13 protein-coding genes are annotated in these 16,829 nt (G+C 52.9%); 6 read left to right on the forward strand and 7 right to left on the reverse strand.

Annotated features, from left to right (window positions below; genetic code table 11):
* Positions 1-244: 244 nt before the first annotated feature.
* The 3 genes from copA (at position 245) to ybaK (ending at position 4,398) form a co-directional block, all read left to right on the forward strand.
* The gene (gene copA, locus ACJHX3_RS16320) at positions 245-2,749 is read left to right on the forward strand and encodes a copper-exporting P-type ATPase CopA (protein WP_000083991.1); all 2,505 of its coding nucleotides are present in this window, start codon (positions 245-247) and stop codon (positions 2,747-2,749) included.
* 171 nt (positions 2,750-2,920) lie between these two features.
* Entirely contained in the window at positions 2,921-3,715 is a 795-nt protein-coding gene (locus ACJHX3_RS16325; RefSeq protein ID WP_024044650.1) for a TraB/GumN family protein, read from the forward strand.
* A gap of 203 nt (positions 3,716-3,918) precedes the next feature.
* A complete protein-coding gene (gene ybaK, locus ACJHX3_RS16330) occupies positions 3,919-4,398 on the forward strand; it encodes a Cys-tRNA(Pro)/Cys-tRNA(Cys) deacylase YbaK (protein WP_000186631.1) in 480 nt (159 codons plus the stop codon).
* Positions 4,399-4,434: 36 nt separating this feature from the next.
* On the opposite strand, the gene ushA is transcribed toward ybaK, so the two are convergent.
* Entirely contained in the window at positions 4,435-6,087 is a 1,653-nt protein-coding gene (ushA, locus tag ACJHX3_RS16335) for a bifunctional UDP-sugar hydrolase/5'-nucleotidase (protein ID WP_024044651.1), read from the reverse strand.
* Positions 6,088-6,304: 217 nt separating this feature from the next.
* Between ushA and fsr the strand changes: the two genes are divergently transcribed.
* Both fsr and ybaL read left to right on the forward strand, forming a co-directional pair.
* The gene (gene fsr, locus ACJHX3_RS16340; protein ID WP_001251634.1) at positions 6,305-7,525 is read left to right on the forward strand and encodes a fosmidomycin MFS transporter; all 1,221 of its coding nucleotides are present in this window, start codon (positions 6,305-6,307) and stop codon (positions 7,523-7,525) included.
* 237 nt (positions 7,526-7,762) lie between these two features.
* Positions 7,763-9,439: a YbaL family putative K(+) efflux transporter gene (ybaL, locus tag ACJHX3_RS16345; protein ID WP_000546224.1), complete on the forward strand. Its 1,677-nt coding sequence runs from the start codon at positions 7,763-7,765 to the stop codon at positions 9,437-9,439.
* A gap of 129 nt (positions 9,440-9,568) precedes the next feature.
* On the opposite strand, the gene gsk is transcribed toward ybaL, so the two are convergent.
* Positions 9,569-10,873 carry an inosine/guanosine kinase gene (gene gsk, locus ACJHX3_RS16350; protein WP_000671570.1) on the reverse strand — a complete coding sequence of 435 codons (1,305 nt, stop codon included), beginning with the start codon at positions 10,871-10,873 and terminating at the stop codon, positions 9,569-9,571.
* Between the two features lie 151 nt (positions 10,874-11,024).
* On the opposite strand from gsk, the gene aes reads away from it, so the two are divergent.
* A complete protein-coding gene (gene aes, locus ACJHX3_RS16355; RefSeq protein WP_000801806.1) occupies positions 11,025-11,984 on the forward strand; it encodes an acetyl esterase in 960 nt (319 codons plus the stop codon).
* Here the strand turns inward: aes and hemH are convergent.
* The 5 genes from hemH to ACJHX3_RS16380 form a co-directional block, all read right to left on the reverse strand.
* Positions 11,981-12,943, reverse strand: coding sequence for a ferrochelatase (hemH, locus tag ACJHX3_RS16360; protein ID WP_001250117.1), 963 nt, complete (start codon positions 12,941-12,943; stop codon positions 11,981-11,983). The two genes, aes and hemH, sit on opposite strands and share 4 nt — an antisense overlap.
* 131 nt (positions 12,944-13,074) lie before the next feature.
* Entirely contained in the window at positions 13,075-13,719 is a 645-nt protein-coding gene (gene adk / locus ACJHX3_RS16365) for an adenylate kinase (protein WP_001220233.1), read from the reverse strand.
* A 180-nt stretch (positions 13,720-13,899) separates the two neighbouring features.
* The gene (gene htpG, locus ACJHX3_RS16370) at positions 13,900-15,774 is read right to left on the reverse strand and encodes a molecular chaperone HtpG (RefSeq protein WP_000678197.1); all 1,875 of its coding nucleotides are present in this window, start codon (positions 15,772-15,774) and stop codon (positions 13,900-13,902) included.
* 109 nt (positions 15,775-15,883) lie between these two features.
* Positions 15,884-16,489, reverse strand: a complete 606-nt coding sequence (gene recR / locus ACJHX3_RS16375) for a recombination mediator RecR (protein ID WP_001195025.1) — start codon at positions 16,487-16,489, stop codon at positions 15,884-15,886.
* Positions 16,489-16,818: a YbaB/EbfC family nucleoid-associated protein gene (locus tag ACJHX3_RS16380; RefSeq protein ID WP_000467098.1), complete on the reverse strand. Its 330-nt coding sequence runs from the start codon at positions 16,816-16,818 to the stop codon at positions 16,489-16,491. The genes recR and ACJHX3_RS16380 overlap by 1 nt, the downstream gene beginning before the upstream one ends.
* Between the last annotated feature and the right edge of the window lie 11 nt (positions 16,819-16,829).

The following is a 16,829-nucleotide window of genomic DNA, read 5'->3' on the forward strand; positions in this document are numbered from 1 at the left end:
TATAGATGCGGGAGGTAATTCCTCACCCCGGTACCGATTTTCAGGCATCCTGATTTAACTTAGCACCCGCAACTTAACTACAGGAAAACAAAGAGATAAATGTCTAATCCTGATGCAAATCGAGCCGATTTTTTAATCTTTACGGACTTTTACCCGCCTGGTTTATTAATTTCTTGACCTTCCCCTTGCTGGAAGGTTTAACCTTTATCACAGCCAGTCAAAACTGTCTTAAAAGGAGTGTTTTATGTCACAAACTATCGACCTGACCCTGGACGGCCTGTCCTGCGGTCACTGCGTTAAACGCGTGAAAGAAAGTCTCGAACAGCGCCCGGATGTTGAGCAGGCGGATGTGTCTGTCACTGAAGCGCACGTTACCGGGACTGCCAGTGCAGAACAGCTGATCGAAACCATCAAACAAGCGGGTTATGACGCATCTGTAAGCCACCCAAAGGCTAAACCGCTGGCGGAGTCATCAATCCCGTCGGAAGCACTGACAGCGGTTTCTGAGGCGCTTCCGGCAGCGACCGCCGATGACGATGACAGCCAGCAGTTGCTGCTGAGCGGCATGAGCTGCGCCAGCTGTGTCACCCGCGTACAAAATGCGCTGCAAAGCGTACCGGGCGTCACTCAGGCACGGGTAAACCTGGCGGAGCGTACTGCGCTGGTGATGGGCAGTGCCTCCCCACAAGATTTAGTGCAGGCGGTGGAAAAAGCGGGCTACGGCGCGGAAGCGATTGAAGATGACGCTAAACGCCGCGAGCGCCAGCAAGAAACCGCCGTCGCTACGATGAAGCGCTTCCGCTGGCAGGCGATTGTCGCACTGGCGGTGGGTATACCGGTGATGGTCTGGGGGATGATCGGCGATAACATGATGGTCACCGCCGACAACCGCAGCCTGTGGTTGGTTATCGGCCTGATAACCCTGGCGGTAATGGTTTTCGCCGGCGGGCATTTTTACCGCAGCGCATGGAAAAGCCTGCTGAACGGTGCAGCGACGATGGATACGCTGGTGGCGCTAGGTACTGGCGTGGCGTGGCTCTATTCGATGAGCGTCAACCTGTGGCCGCAGTGGTTCCCGATGGAAGCGCGACATCTTTATTACGAAGCCAGCGCGATGATTATCGGTCTGATCAATCTCGGTCATATGCTGGAAGCGCGCGCACGTCAGCGTTCTTCAAAGGCGCTGGAGAAATTACTCGATTTAACCCCACCGACGGCGCGCCTGGTCACCGACGAAGGTGAAAAAAACGTGCCGCTGGCAGATGTTCAGCCAGGTATGTTACTGCGCCTGACGACCGGCGACCGTGTGCCGGTAGATGGTGAGATTACCCAGGGCGAAGCGTGGCTGGATGAAGCGATGCTGACGGGCGAACCTATCCCGCAGCAAAAAGGCGAAGGCGATAGCGTCCATGCCGGGACAGTGGTACAGGACGGCAGTGTGCTGTTTCGTGCCAGTGCGGTCGGCAGCCATACTACGCTGTCACGGATCATTCGCATGGTGCGACAGGCCCAGAGCAGCAAGCCAGAAATCGGTCAACTGGCGGATAAAATCTCCGCCGTGTTTGTGCCGGTAGTGGTAGTCATTGCGCTGATCAGTGCGGCAATCTGGTATTTCTTTGGTCCGGCACCGCAGATTGTCTATACCCTGGTGATTGCCACCACGGTGCTGATTATCGCCTGTCCGTGTGCGCTGGGACTGGCGACGCCGATGTCGATTATTTCGGGCGTCGGGCGGGCGGCTGAGTTTGGTGTGCTGGTGCGGGACGCCGACGCGCTGCAACGCGCCAGTACGCTCGACACCGTGGTGTTCGATAAAACCGGGACGCTGACCGAAGGGAAGCCGCAGGTTGTCGCAGTAAAAACATTTGCTGATGTTGATGAAGCGCAAGCATTGCGTCTGGCGGCGGCGCTGGAGCAAGGTTCCAGCCACCCGCTGGCACGGGCGATCCTCGATAAAGCAGGTGATATGCAGCTACCGCAGGTCAACGGTTTCCGCACATTGCGCGGGCTGGGTGTGAGCGGTGAAGCTGAAGGTCATGCGGTATTGCTGGGCAATCAGGCGCTGTTAAATGACCAGCAAGTTGATACTAAAGCGATTGAGGCAGATATTTCAGCTCAGGCATCGCAAGGGGCAACGCCTGTGCTGCTGGCGGTTGACGGGAAAGCGGTGGCCTTGCTGGCAGTACGCGATCCGTTGCGTAGTGATAGCGTGGCGGCGCTGCAACGTCTGCATAAAGCGGGATATCGTCTGGTGATGTTGACCGGGGATAACCCAACCACCGCCAATGCGATCGCCAAAGAAGCAGGGATTGATGAGGTGATCGCCGGGGTGCTGCCGGACGGTAAAGCCGAAGCGATCAAACGTCTGCAAAGTGAAGGACGTCAGGTGGCAATGGTGGGCGACGGCATTAACGACGCGCCAGCGCTGGCCCAGGCGGATGTCGGTATTGCGATGGGTGGCGGCAGTGATGTTGCCATTGAAACCGCGGCGATTACCCTGATGCGCCATAGCCTGATGGGTGTTGCAGATGCGCTCGCGATTTCCCGCGCAACGCTGCGCAATATGAAGCAGAACCTGCTCGGTGCGTTTATCTACAACAGCATTGGTATTCCGGTCGCCGCCGGTATTTTGTGGCCGTTCACTGGAACACTGCTTAACCCGGTGGTTGCCGGAGCGGCAATGGCGCTCTCGTCGATTACCGTAGTGAGTAACGCCAACCGATTGCTGCGGTTTAAACCGAAGGAATAAGTGCATCATTGCGGATGCGCTGCTTTAGGGTGGCGCATCCGTTATAGGGAAATTATTCTACGCGACCTTTTTTGCACGCATACAAACACATCAAACAAGTCCCCAACTCCATTTGCGATTTGCGCCATCCCTCCCCGCGCGCTAGCATGATATTTCACAAAGGGAGGTCGTATGGATCTGTTGTACCGGGTAAAAACGCTTTGGGCCGCGCTGCGCGGTAATCATTACACCTGGCCTGCTATCGATATCTCTCTTCCCGGCAATCGCCATTTTCATCTGATTGGCAGTATTCATATGGGTAGCCACGATATGGCTCCGCTGCCCACCCGTTTGCTCAAAAAGCTCAAAAACGCCGATGCGCTGATCGTCGAGGCGGATGTTTCCACCAGCGATACGCCTTTTGCTAATTTGCCTGCCTGCGAGGCGCTGGAAGAGCGCATTAGCGAGGAGCAATTACAAAACCTGCAACACATTAGCCAGGAGATGGGCATTTCTCCATCGCTCTTTTCTACCCAACCGCTGTGGCAAATCGCGATGGTTCTTCAGGCGACGCAGGCACAAAAACTGGGGCTGCGGGCAGAATACGGTATCGATTACCAGCTATTGCAGGCGGCGAAGCAACAACATAAACCCGTGATTGAACTGGAAGGGGCAGAAAACCAGATTGCCATGTTGCTCCAGCTCCCTGACAACGGACTGGCGCTGCTGGACGATACGCTGACCCACTGGCACACCAACGCACGGTTGCTGCAACAAATGATGAGCTGGTGGTTGAATACGCCGCCGCAAAATAATGAAATAACGCTGCCTAATACGTTCAGTCAGTCGCTGTACGATGTACTGATGCATCAGCGAAATCTCGCCTGGCGGGACAAATTATGCGCCATGCCGCCGGGGCGCTATGTGGTCGCAGTCGGTGCACTACACCTGTATGGAGAAGGGAATTTGCCGCAGATGTTGCGATAAAAAAATGGCCAATATCGCTATTGGCCCGTCAAAGAGGAATTTCATTTTTTTATTATTATGCCGTCACATTAAGCGACGGTGTAACTCGATTGTCGCTCAATCTCACCATCCTGCCAATACTCTTAGGCAAGATGACTCTTTTTTTTGGACCGCCATCAGGCGTATGCTTGCTTCGTTTTTTTGTTTAAGGCAGGAAAATTACCATGACACCCGCAGTTAAATTACTCGAAAAAAACAAGATTTCGTTTCAAATCCATACCTACGAGCACGATCCGGCTGAAACCAATTTTGGCGATGAAGTCGTCAAAAAATTAGGTTTGAATCCGGATCAGGTCTACAAAACGCTGCTGGTCGCAGTGAACGGTGATATGAAACACCTTGCCGTGGCCGTTACGCCGGTCGCAGGTCAACTGGATCTTAAAAAAGTAGCAAAAGCGCTGGGTGCCAAGAAAGTTGAGATGGCCGATCCGATGGTTGCGCAGCGTTCGACGGGATATCTGGTTGGGGGGATTAGCCCACTGGGGCAGAAAAAACGTCTGCCAACGATTATCGACGCCCCCGCACAAGAATTTGCCACTATTTATGTTTCCGGCGGCAAGCGCGGACTGGATATCGAACTGGCGGCAGGCGATCTGGCAAAGATCCTCGATGCCAAATTTGCTGATATCGCCCGCCGCGATTAAGCATTGTGCCGGATGCGAACATCCGGCACTTTCGGATTACTGCCAGCTCACCTCACCTTTCGGTTCATAGACACTCACATCCAGCGGCGAGCTCTTCTGGATATACGCTTTCAGCACTTCGGCATCAATAAAGCCGGTATTCACATAGCCCGGTTTGTTATCAAGGCGCGGATAGCCATCACCGCCGGTGGCATTGAAGTTTAATGTCGCCATGCGGTAAGTTTTCGCCGGATCGACCGGTTCGCCTTTGATTTTCAGGTCGTTGAGTTTGCCGTCTTTCGCCACAAAGCTAACGTTGGCAAATTGCGGGTAGGCTCCTGAATCTGGCTTCATTTGTGCGACGGCGGTCAGGTAATCAATCACCTCTTTACCGGTCATGTCGGCATACACCACCACATTGCCGAATGGCTGCACTTTCAGCACGTTTTTATAGCTGATATCGCCTGCTTCGATAGAATCACGAATTCCGCCTCCGCTCATCACCGCAAAGTCGGCACCAGTGCGATCCATTTGTGCTGCCAGAATCAACCGCCCCATATTGGTCTGAACAAAACGCACTTTGTCACGATCGCCTTCCAGACGACCATTGGTTTCGCCTATTTTCACTTCCAGCTGCGCTTTGCCTTTGTTCTGGAACGGCGATAATAGCGAGATCATTTGCTGGTTTTCAGCGATTTCAGGGGTGTAAAGCACACGCTCGCTTTTCCCGTCTTCCCAGGTCACTTTCTTCTTCAGGTTCACTGGAATCAGCTGGTAGTTAACCATTTTCATTTCGCCATTACGAAACTCAAAATCGGCCCGCCCCACGTACTTGCCCCACTCATGCGCTTGTACAATCCAGATGCCGTTTTGTTGATCTGGTTTGCATGGCGTACCCGGCACGTAATCGACCTGTTTTTTGTTTTCTGCCGCCATGCAGACCGGATCTTGCGAGTGGCCACCGACGATCATCGCCAGCGATCCGGCAGGCAGCGCGCGTGCCATTTCCACATCGCCCGCTGCGTTAGAGCCGTGCTCACCGTTGTCGTAATGCCCCATATGGGTCGCCGCGATAATAATGTCTGGCTTTTCTGTCTGTTGCAGCTCCTGAATCACCAGCTTCGCTTCATCGGCGGGCTTACGGAACTCAATATCGGTGAAGTTTTCTGGGTTGCCTAACTTCGCTGTGTCATCCGTCGTCAGGCCAATAACGGCGATTTTCAGATCCTGACGCTTAAACAGCGCCCATGGTTTAAACAGGCGCTCGCCGGTACTTTTCTGGTAGATATTGGCAGAAAGTAACGGGAACTTTGCCCACTTTTCCTGCTGGCGTAATACGGTGAGCGGGTTATCAAATTCATGATTACCGATTGCCATCGCATCGTAGCCCACCAGATTCATGCCGCGAAAATCAGGTTCGGCATCCTGTAAGTCAGACTCGGGCACGCCAGTGTTAATGTCGCCACCGGAAAGTAGCAGCACGCTACCGCCTTCAGCCGCAACCTCTTTGCGGATACCATCCACCAGCGTTTTTTGCGCCGCCAGACCATATTCGCCATATTCATTGCGCCAAAAATGCCCATGATGATCATTGGTGTGCAGAACTGTAATTTTGTAGGTTTTATCCTGCTCATACGCCAGAGCAGTTTCACTCGCCAGTGTAAATGTGGTTAACAGTGCTAACGCCACGCCCCGCTGCAATAATTTCATACTTCTCTCCCTGACCTGATTTCAACGTGTTGAAAAATAGTATGACGCGACATCATAGACAAGTCTGCGTCCGGTGAAGATAAATCTGTATCCAGATTAGAAATTCTGTATTCAGCGTTGAGACTTCCTTCAGGCGACGCATACAGGTATGTTAGTCGGGTAATAATCACAAATAAGATCATTCTTTACATCGCAACCCTGAAAAAGTGACTTTCCTATGGCAATGAGTGAACAAACCCAGCCTGTGGCGGGCGCGGCTGCGTCAACGACCAAGGCCCGAACATCGTTTGGTATTTTAGGTGCTATCAGCCTCTCACATCTGCTGAACGACATGATCCAATCGCTGATTCTGGCGATTTATCCTCTGCTTCAGTCAGAATTTTCTCTGACATTTATGCAGATTGGCATGATAACCCTCACCTTCCAGCTCGCCTCTTCGCTACTGCAACCGGTGGTCGGCTACTGGACCGATAAATATCCGATGCCGTGGTCGTTGCCAATTGGCATGTGCTTTACCTTAAGTGGTCTGGTGCTGCTTGCGCTGGCGGGCAGTTTTGGCGCAGTTCTGCTGGCGGCGGCGCTGGTCGGTACCGGTTCATCGGTCTTTCATCCGGAATCTTCTCGCGTGGCCCGTATGGCTTCCGGCGGGCGTCATGGCCTGGCGCAATCTATCTTTCAGGTCGGCGGCAACTTTGGCAGTTCCCTGGGGCCCTTGCTGGCAGCGGTGATTATCGCGCCTTATGGCAAAGGCAACGTAGCCTGGTTTGTGCTTGCAGCACTGCTGGCGATCGTGGTGCTGGCGCAAATCAGCCGTTGGTACTCGGCACAGCACCGAATGAATAAAGGAAAACCCAAAGCGACGATTATCAATCCACTGCCGCGCAATAAAGTGGTACTGGCGGTCAGCATTCTGTTAATCCTCATTTTCTCGAAATATTTCTATATGGCGAGCATCAGCAGCTATTACACCTTTTATCTGATGCAAAAATTCGGATTATCTATCCAGAATGCCCAGCTTCATCTGTTTGCCTTCCTGTTTGCCGTTGCGGCAGGTACGGTGATCGGCGGGCCTGTAGGGGATAAAATTGGGCGAAAATATGTGATTTGGGGCTCTATCCTCGGCGTTGCGCCGTTTACGCTGATTTTACCCTACGCCAGCCTGCACTGGACGGGGGTTTTAACGGTGATTATTGGATTTATCCTCGCTTCGGCATTCTCTGCCATTCTGGTCTACGCTCAGGAGCTACTTCCGGGACGTATCGGTATGGTTTCTGGACTCTTTTTCGGTTTTGCTTTTGGCATGGGAGGTCTGGGAGCGGCAGTTCTGGGGCTTATCGCCGATCACACCAGCATCGAGTTAGTCTATAAAATCTGTGCTTTCCTGCCACTATTGGGGATGTTGACCATATTCCTGCCTGATAACCGGCATAAAGACTGATTTCATTGCAGCCAAAGGCAAACTTTGGCTGCATCGTTTTACAGTCGCCATAAGCCTTTCCTCTGTTAAACCGCCTTCTGTTTTCCGATCCGTGCTTTTTTTGCAGCTAATTCCATTTTTCTGCAAAATTCAACAATTATTCATAAACATCTTCAATGAAATTGTCATAAACTATTACCTGTAATTTTGGTTTTCCCGGCCAAAAATGGACAATAACCACCAGGAAAAGGAGACGGAATGCATCACGCCACCCCGCTTATCACCACCATTGTTGGCGGCCTTGTGCTCGCCTTTATCCTCGGCATGCTGGCCAATAAACTACGTATTTCTCCTCTGGTGGGATATCTGTTAGCGGGTGTGCTGGCAGGACCATTCACTCCGGGCTTTGTTGCCGATACCAAGCTTGCGCCGGAACTGGCTGAACTGGGCGTCATTCTGTTGATGTTTGGCGTGGGTCTGCACTTTTCGCTGAAGGATTTGATGGCGGTAAAGGCCATCGCCATTCCCGGTGCGATCGCCCAGATAGCCGTGGCGACGCTGCTGGGTATGGCGCTCTCCGCCGTGCTGGGCTGGTCGTTAATGACCGGTATCGTGTTCGGCTTATGTCTTTCCACCGCCAGTACCGTGGTGTTACTGCGCGCACTTGAAGAACGGCAATTAATTGACAGTCAGCGTGGGCAAATCGCCATCGGTTGGTTGATTGTGGAAGATCTGGTCATGGTTCTGACGCTGGTGTTGCTGCCCGCAGTGGCAGGAATGATGGAACAGGGCGATGTGGGCTTTGCCACTCTTGCAGTCGATATGGGGATCACCATCGGCAAGGTGATCGCATTTATCGCCATTATGATGTTGGTAGGCCGCCGTCTGGTGCCGTGGATTATGGCACGCAGCGCAGCAACCGGTTCCCGTGAGCTGTTTACCCTGTCGGTGCTGGCGCTGGCGTTAGGGATTGCCTTTGGTGCGGTGGAGCTGTTTGATGTCTCCTTTGCACTCGGTGCGTTCTTTGCCGGGATGGTACTGAACGAGTCTGAACTGAGTCACCGTGCCGCCCACGATACGCTGCCATTGCGCGACGCGTTTGCGGTGCTGTTTTTTGTCTCCGTCGGGATGTTGTTTGATCCGTTAATTCTGATTCAGCAACCGCTGGCAGTGCTGGCGACGCTGGCGATTATTCTGTTTGGTAAGTCGTTAGCCGCGTTTTTCCTGGTGCGACTGTTTGGTCACTCCCAACGTACGGCATTAACTATCGCCGCCAGCCTGGCGCAAATTGGTGAGTTCGCGTTTATCCTGGCGGGACTGGGCATGGCGCTGGATCTGTTGCCGCAAGCCGGGCAGAACCTGGTACTGGCAGGGGCGATTTTGTCGATTATGCTCAACCCGGTCCTGTTTGCGCTGCTGGAGAAATATCTGGCGAAGACCGAAACGCTGGAAGAGCAGACGCTGGAAGAGGCTATCGAAGAAGAGAAGCAGATCCCAGTGGATATTTGCAACCATGCGCTACTGGTAGGTTACGGTCGTGTAGGCAGCCTGCTGGGGGAGAAATTGCTCGCCTCTGATATTCCTTTAGTGGTGATTGAGACGTCACGAACCCGTGTTGATGAACTGCGAGAGCGCGGGGTCCGCGCAGTATTGGGCAATGCGGCGAACGAAGAAATTATGCAACTGGCGCATCTGGAATGTGCAAAATGGCTGATCCTGACGATTCCCAACGGTTATGAAGCAGGCGAGATTGTGGCGTCTGCCCGCGCGAAAAATCCGGATATTGAGATTATTGCCCGCGCCCATTATGACGATGAAGTGGCGTATATCACCGAACGTGGCGCGAATCAGGTAGTGATGGGTGAGCGTGAAATTGCTCGTACTATGCTGGAACTGCTGGAAACGCCACCGGCGGGTGAAGTGGTGACGGGGTAAACGGTGGTTGCCGGATAATAGGCGCGGATATGTAGGCATGATAAGACGCGCCAGCGTCGCATCAGGCATTGAGAGCAAAATGCCAGATACGGCGTGAACGCCTTATCTGGCCTACGAACCGACGATAACTTAACGATCCCAGTAAGACTCTTCCAGGCTGTCTTCACGCTCCGGCAAGCCGCGCGTTAAACGAGGTGAATGCTGGTTCAGTACCTGATAGCTCACACGGTTAGCATATTTACACACCTGCGCTAACGATGAATAAGTTAACCAGGTGAATTTATGTTTGCTGGAGTTTGGTACGTTGCTACGGTGGTAGCTGTTGGCGGTAATATCATGCAGCAACGCTGCCAGTGCGCCATCCCCTGCTCCGTTGGTGTTCATGATTTTTTCCGGCCCGCCCATGTACGGCGCAATGTGCGAATAAACACGCAGCGGATTCTGGCAATCCTTGTGGCGCATGGCACGGCTAAACTCATACTGGTTAAATTCCGCTATAGCGCCCGGCAGCAACGGATGCTGGGTTTTACGTTTCGCTTCGTCTTCGGTAAAGCCCGCCATATACAAGCCGATTGGCCCTGCGGTGCACAGCACCAGATCAACCCAGTCCAGCGCCTTGTCAGATGCTAACAACGGATCGCTTTCTCCGGTCAACGCTTCGGCTTCATCTTCGTTCATCGCAAGGATAGAAACGTGGTCTTCGAGGAATTGCTGCCACCACTGCGGATTCTCTGCAATGACAAACTTGGTGCCCAGCGTCAGCACCACCGGTACGTTATATTTCTTCGCGTACTCAATGGCTTTCATGGTTGCTTCCGGCATGGGTTCACCCGGCTTGCAACGCACCAGATAAGAAGTGAGAACCAGTGCCGAGGCTCCGGCAATCACATCTTCCGGAATACTTTCAGCCCGCAGCTGGTTCATGTGGCCAGGGCTGATAGCAAAGGTACGTTCCCCGGACTCGCCAATCAGCGTAAAGCAACGACCAATCGGGCCATCCACGCCTTGTAGATAGTTAAGATCGGTACGGCTGGAGGTGTTACACAGGTAACGATAGGCATAGCTGCCAATTTCAATATTGCTACACATGACGCCCAGCAGCACCGAACGGTCGTCCGCGAGCACCGAGTAGTTGTGCATGGTGTTACCAATAGTGCCACCCGCAAATTGATGGGTAATCAGGTTTTTCTGTTTTAGTTCCTGATAAAGCGCTTCGGCTACGTCATCCTCAATCACCAGTGAATGCCCGGCGCTTAATCCATAACGCTCAATGAATTCGTCATCCACTTTCGCTTCAATATCGACCAGCGTTTGATCGATACCCACTACCCAGGCGGCGCTGGTTTCGTTTTCTGGCTGGAACTGCTGAAGCAGCGGATCGCGTGCATTTACAGGGAAGTAATGTTTGGATTTACGTTTACCGGGAAATTTCATGGTTGTTTTTACGGGTGGTTAACTGAGCGGCGAATGTTAACACAATCTGACGGGAGCGCGCGAGACGCAGCCAGTTTCAATATCAGCAGGCGGGATCGCATTTTCATGGCAGTGGTTCCTTACAATGACGTAATTTGAAAGGAGTTTTTGCATGAAGCCGGAAAACAAATTACCCGTTCTGGACCTTATTTCTGCTGAAATGAAGACTGTTGTGAATACTCTTCAGCCGGATTTACCGCCCTGGCCCGCAACGGGAACGATTGCTGAGCAACGACAGTATTACACGCTTGAGCGCCGATTCTGGAATGCGGGCGCTCCAGAAATGGCAACCAGAGCTTACATGGTTCCAACAAAATATGGGCAGGTGGAAACACGTCTCTTTTGTCCGCAGCCAGATAGCCCGGCGACGCTATTTTATTTGCATGGCGGCGGTTTTATTCTCGGCAATCTTGATACCCACGATCGCATCATGCGCCTGCTGGCAAGCTACAGCCAATGTACGGTGATTGGCATTGATTACACCCTTTCACCTGAAGCGTGTTTTCCGCAAGCGATAGAGGAAATTGTGGCTGCCTGTTGTTATTTCCACCAGCAGGCGGAAGATTATCAAATCAATATGTCCCGCATTGGCTTTGCCGGTGATTCCGCAGGTGCCATGCTGGCGCTCGCCAGTGCGTTGTGGTTGCGTGATAATCAGATCGATTGCGGTAAAGTTGCGGGCGTTTTGCTGTGGTATGGGCTTTACGGATTACGGGATTCCGTGACTCGTCGTCTGTTGGGCGGTGTCTGGGATGGCTTAACGCAACAGGATTTACAGATGTATGAAGAGGCGTATTTAAGCAACGACGCGGACCGCGAGTCGCCGTATTACTGCCTGTTTAATAATGATCTCACTCGCGAAGTTCCGCCCTGTTTTATTGCCGGGGCGGAGTTCGATCCGCTGCTGGATGACAGCCGTCTGCTTTACCAGACGTTAGCGGCGCATCAGCAGCCCTGTGAGTTCAAACTCTACCCAGGCACGCTGCACGCCTTTTTGCATTATTCACGGATGATGAAAACCGCCGACGAGGCTCTTCGTGACGGCGCTCAGTTCTTTACCGCTCAGCTTTAGCGATACGCGGCAACAAGATTAGCCATCATCTCGATATGTTCCGGCGTGGCATTAAGCGCCGGAATATATTCATATTTTTTCCCGCCCGCACCGAGGAAGACCTCACGGTTTTGCTCGGCAATCTCTTCCAGCGTCTCCAGACAATCCGCAGCAAAGCCCGGGCACATCACCTGTATATGACCTACGCCTTTTTCTCCGAGCATTTTCAGCGTTTCGTCGGTATAAGGCATCAGCCAGGGTTCCCGCCCAAAGCGCGACTGAAAGGTCATCATCACTTTTTCCGGTGCCATCCCCAGTGCGGAAGCCAGTTCGCGAGTCGTTGTGCGGCAACGTTGCGGATAATCATCGCCTTCATCGGCATAACGCTGGGGAATGCCATGATAAGAGAGCAGCAGCAGATCCGGTTCGCCATGTTTGGCAAAAGAAGCACGTACGCTGTTCGCCAGTGCATTAATGTAATCGTGGTTATCGGCGTAATCACGAATAAACGATATCCCCGGAATGCTACGTTTGCGCGCCAGAATGCGTGCCAGTTCATCCCATACCGCACCGACCGTTGAACAGGAGTATTGCGGATAAAGCGGCAGCACCACAATATGATCTACATGCTCTGCCAGGAGTTCATCTACGGCGCTTTCCAGTGATGGCGAGCCGTAGCTCATTCCCAGCGCTACGGGCGTCTCCGGTAAACGTTGTGCCAGCGCCTGCTGTTGCTGGCGGCTGTAAACCATCAGCGGCGAGCCACCTTCCATCCAGACAGAGGCATACAGCTTCGCCACACGTGGCGAGCGCAGCGGCAAAATCACGCCGCGCAGCAACGGCCACCATAACAACCGTGAGGTATCAACCACGCGTCTGTCGCTTAAAAATTGTTTCAGATAGCGTTTTACCGCTTCAGGTGTGGGGGCATCGGGCGTACCCAGGTTTGCCAGCAGGATACCGGTTTTAGTCTGACGCATTACCGCCTCTTATCGATTCAACTTGTTGATAATTGTAGCGGAAAAGTGAAGAAGAAGAACTAATTGCTGTGAGAGGTATTGCCTGAGGAGGATGAGCAGACCTGCCCGAAAGCAGATCTGCTGCGGCTTGATTAGCCGAGGATTTTTTCCAGATCAGCGCGAACTTCAGCAACCGGCTTGGTGCCGTCAACTTTCGCGTATTTGGTGTTACCCGCTTCCGCTTCTTTGGAGTAGTAGCCGATCAGCGGTGCAGTCATCTGATGGTATTCAACCAGACGTTTACGCACGGTTTCTTCCTGATCGTCTTTACGGGTAGTCAGTTCTTCACCGGTAACGTCGTCTTTGCCTTCTACTTTAGGCGGATTGAATTTAACGTGATAAACACGACCAGACGGCGCATGAACGCGGCGACCGACGATACGGTCAACGATCAGTTCGTCCGGTACGTCGAATTCCAGAACGTAATCAACATTGATGCCCGCTTCTTTCATCGCGTCTGCCTGCGGAATGGTACGCGGGAAGCCGTCCAACAGGAAACCATTACGGCAGTCTTCCTGAGCAATGCGCTCTTTAACCAGCGCGATCACCAGTTCGTCGGTAACCAGTTTGCCAGCATCCATAATGTCTTTTGCTTGTTTACCCAGCTCGGAGCCAGATTTGACCGCAGCACGCAGCATATCGCCAGTGGAGATTTGCGGAATACCATATTTCTCCATGATGAACTGAGCCTGAGTCCCTTTCCCCGCGCCCGGAGCGCCAAGCAGAATGATACGCATTGCGAAAATCCCCTTAAAATGTGTCGAATTTTTTGAAAAAGCGATAAACGATACCACCAACAAGCGATTGCCTCAAGAAAGGCACCTGGGGCTGAAACGGTTAATGGCGAGATAATTTGCGGAAAGTGCAGATAATGAAAAGAAAAATGCCGGATGACACGAAGGTCATCCGGCATGACATCAGGAAACCAGCAGCTGGTTCATACGACGAATAAACAGGTTCGGATCTTCCAGCGTGCCGCGTTCTGCCAGCAGCGCCTGATCCAGCAGCAGTTCTACCCACTCGCTGAACTTCGCTTCATCTTCAGTATCTGCCGCACGTTTCACCAGTACGTGATCCGGGTTCAGTTCAAAGATGTATTTCACTTCTGGCACTTTCTGGCCCGCCGCAGCGAACAGTTTCGCCATCTGAGTGCTCATTTCGTCCGCGTCGGTAGAAACAATCGCTGGCGTATCGGTCAGACGGTGAGTCAGACGGACATCTTTCACGCGCTCGCCGAGCAGGGCTTTCACACGGTCGATGAACGGAGTCAGGGCTTTCTCCGCTTCTTTCGCGCTCTCATCAACTTCGTCAGCCAGTTTTTCCAGCGACTCGTCAACTTTAGACACAGACTGGAACGGTTTACCGTCGAACTCAGTCAGATAGTTCATCATCCACTCATCGATGCGGTCGGAAAGCAGCAGAACTTCGATGCCTTTCTTACGCAGCAGTTCCAGGTGCGGGCTGCTCTTCGCTGCCGCATAGCTGTCTGCGGTAATGTAGTAGATTTTCTCCTGCCCTTCTTTCATGCGGGAAACGTAGTCTTCCAGAGACACGGTCTGCGCAGAAGAAGCGGTATGAGTAGACGCAAAACGCAGCAGTTTGGCGATCGCTTCCTGGTTAGCGAAATCTTCCGCCGGACCTTCTTTCAGTACCAGGCCAAACTGTTGCCAGAAGGTCTGGTATTTTTCCGCGTCGTCTTTCGCCAGTTTTTCCAGCATTTGCAGCACACGCTTGGTCAGCGCATTGCGCAGGTTACGCGTTACCGTGCTGTCCTGGAGGATTTCACGGGAAACGTTCAGCGGCAGATCGCTGGAGTCAATCAGACCACGCACGAAGCGCAGATAGTTCGGCATGAACTGTTCTGCGTCGTCCATGATGAACACACGCTGGACGTACAGTTTCAGGCCATGTTTATGATCGCGGTTCCACATATCCCACGGAGCCTGGGACGGAATGTACAGCAGGCTGGTGTACTCCTGCTTACCTTCAACACGGTTGTGGCTCCAGGTCAGCGGATCGTTAAAGTCGTGGGCGATGTGTTTGTAGAACTCTTTGTACTCTTCATCGGTGATTTCCGACTTGTTACGAGTCCACAGCGCCTGCGCTTTGTTGATTTTCTCCCAGGAGATAACGGTTTCGCCGTCTTTCTCTTCGCGTTTTTCGATCTCTACCGGCAGCGCGATATGGTCGGAATATTTGCTGATGATGGAACGCACACGCCAGTCATCGAGGAACTCGTCTTCGCCTTCACGCAGATGCAGGGTGATTTCAGTACCACGATCTTCTTTAGTGATGTCGGCAACGGTGTATTCACCTTCGCCAGCCGATTCCCAGAAGACGCCGTTTTCTGGTTTTTCGCCTGCCGCGCGAGTACGCACGGTCACTTTGTCAGCCACGATAAACGCAGAGTAGAAACCAACACCAAACTGACCGATCAGCTGGCTGTCTTTCGCCTGGTCAGAACCCAGGGATTCGAGGAATGATTTGGTGCCGGATTTAGCGATAGTCCCCAGATGGTCAATCACTTCGTCGCGGGTCATCCCCACGCCGTTATCGGAGATGGTCAGCGTACGCTTGTCTTTATCGAAAGAGACACGAACGCGCAGTTCGCCATCACCTTCATACAGGTCCGGGTTAGATAGCGCGCGGAAACGCAGCTTGTCCGCCGCATCGGAGGCGTTAGAGATAAGCTCACGCAGGAAGATTTCTTTATTGGAATAGAGAGAATGGATCATCAGGTGCAGAAGCTGCTTCACTTCTGACTGAAAACCACGAGTTTCTTGTCCTTTCATGTAGGTCTACCTCAATAATGCCATTTTAAGGTTAAAAACAGGATGAGGGAGAGATGGGGACAAGGGGGAATAATTTCAAGCGAGAGCAGGTGATCCTGCTCTCGTTTGCTTAAAAACGAATCTTATGACGCCCGGCAAGGGAGTGTGACAGCGTGGTGCCATCGACCATTTCCAGTTCGCCGCCAACCGGTACGCCATGAGCGATTCGGCTGGCTTCCACGTCATATTGCGCGCAAAGCTCGGCAATGTAGTTAGCGGTAGCTTCACCTTCAACCGTGGGGTTGGTGGCGAGGATCACTTCAGTGATTTTTTCCTCTGCCAGACGCTGTTCCAGACGATCAAGCCCGATATCATCCGGACCGATGCCGTCCAGCGGTGACAGGTGCCCCATCAACACAAAATAACGGCCTGAAAACTGCCCCGTCTGCTCAATGGCGTAGATGTCCGCCGGACTCTCCACCACGCAGATTTGACCGTTTTCCTGACGACGCGGATTCGAACAGATGTTACAGACTTCCTGTTCGGTGAAGGTGCGGCAATCGGCGCAGTGGCCGATTTCCGACATCGCCCGGGTGAGCGCCTGCGCCAGACGCATCCCGCCGCTACGATCGCGCTGAAGCAGCGTGAACGCCATACGCTGCGCCGACTTCGGGCCAACGCCCGGCAGACAGCGCAGTGCTTCCATAAGCTGTGTTAACAGCGGGCTGGTTTGCATCAGAACGGCATCTTAAAGCCAGGCGGCAGCTGCATTCCGGAGGATACAGAGGCCATTTTTTCTTTCTGCGTTTCTTCAATACGACGTGCTGCGTCGTTGAATGCTGCAGCCACCAGGTCTTCCAGCATCTCTTTGTCGTCTTCCAGCAGGCTCGGGTCGATCTCTACGCGACGGCAGTTGTGTGCACCGTTGATGGTCACTTTTACCAGACCTGCGCCAGATTCGCCGGTGACTTCCAGCTGCGCGATCTCTTCCTGCATTTTCTGCATTTTTTCTTGCATCTGCTGGGCTTGCTTCATCAGGTTACCCAGACCGCCTTTACCAAACATAGGTTTCTCTC

This window comes from Escherichia sp. WS1265 (assembly GCF_046487585.1).
Classification (GTDB): Bacteria; Pseudomonadota; Gammaproteobacteria; order Enterobacterales; family Enterobacteriaceae; genus Escherichia; species Escherichia coli.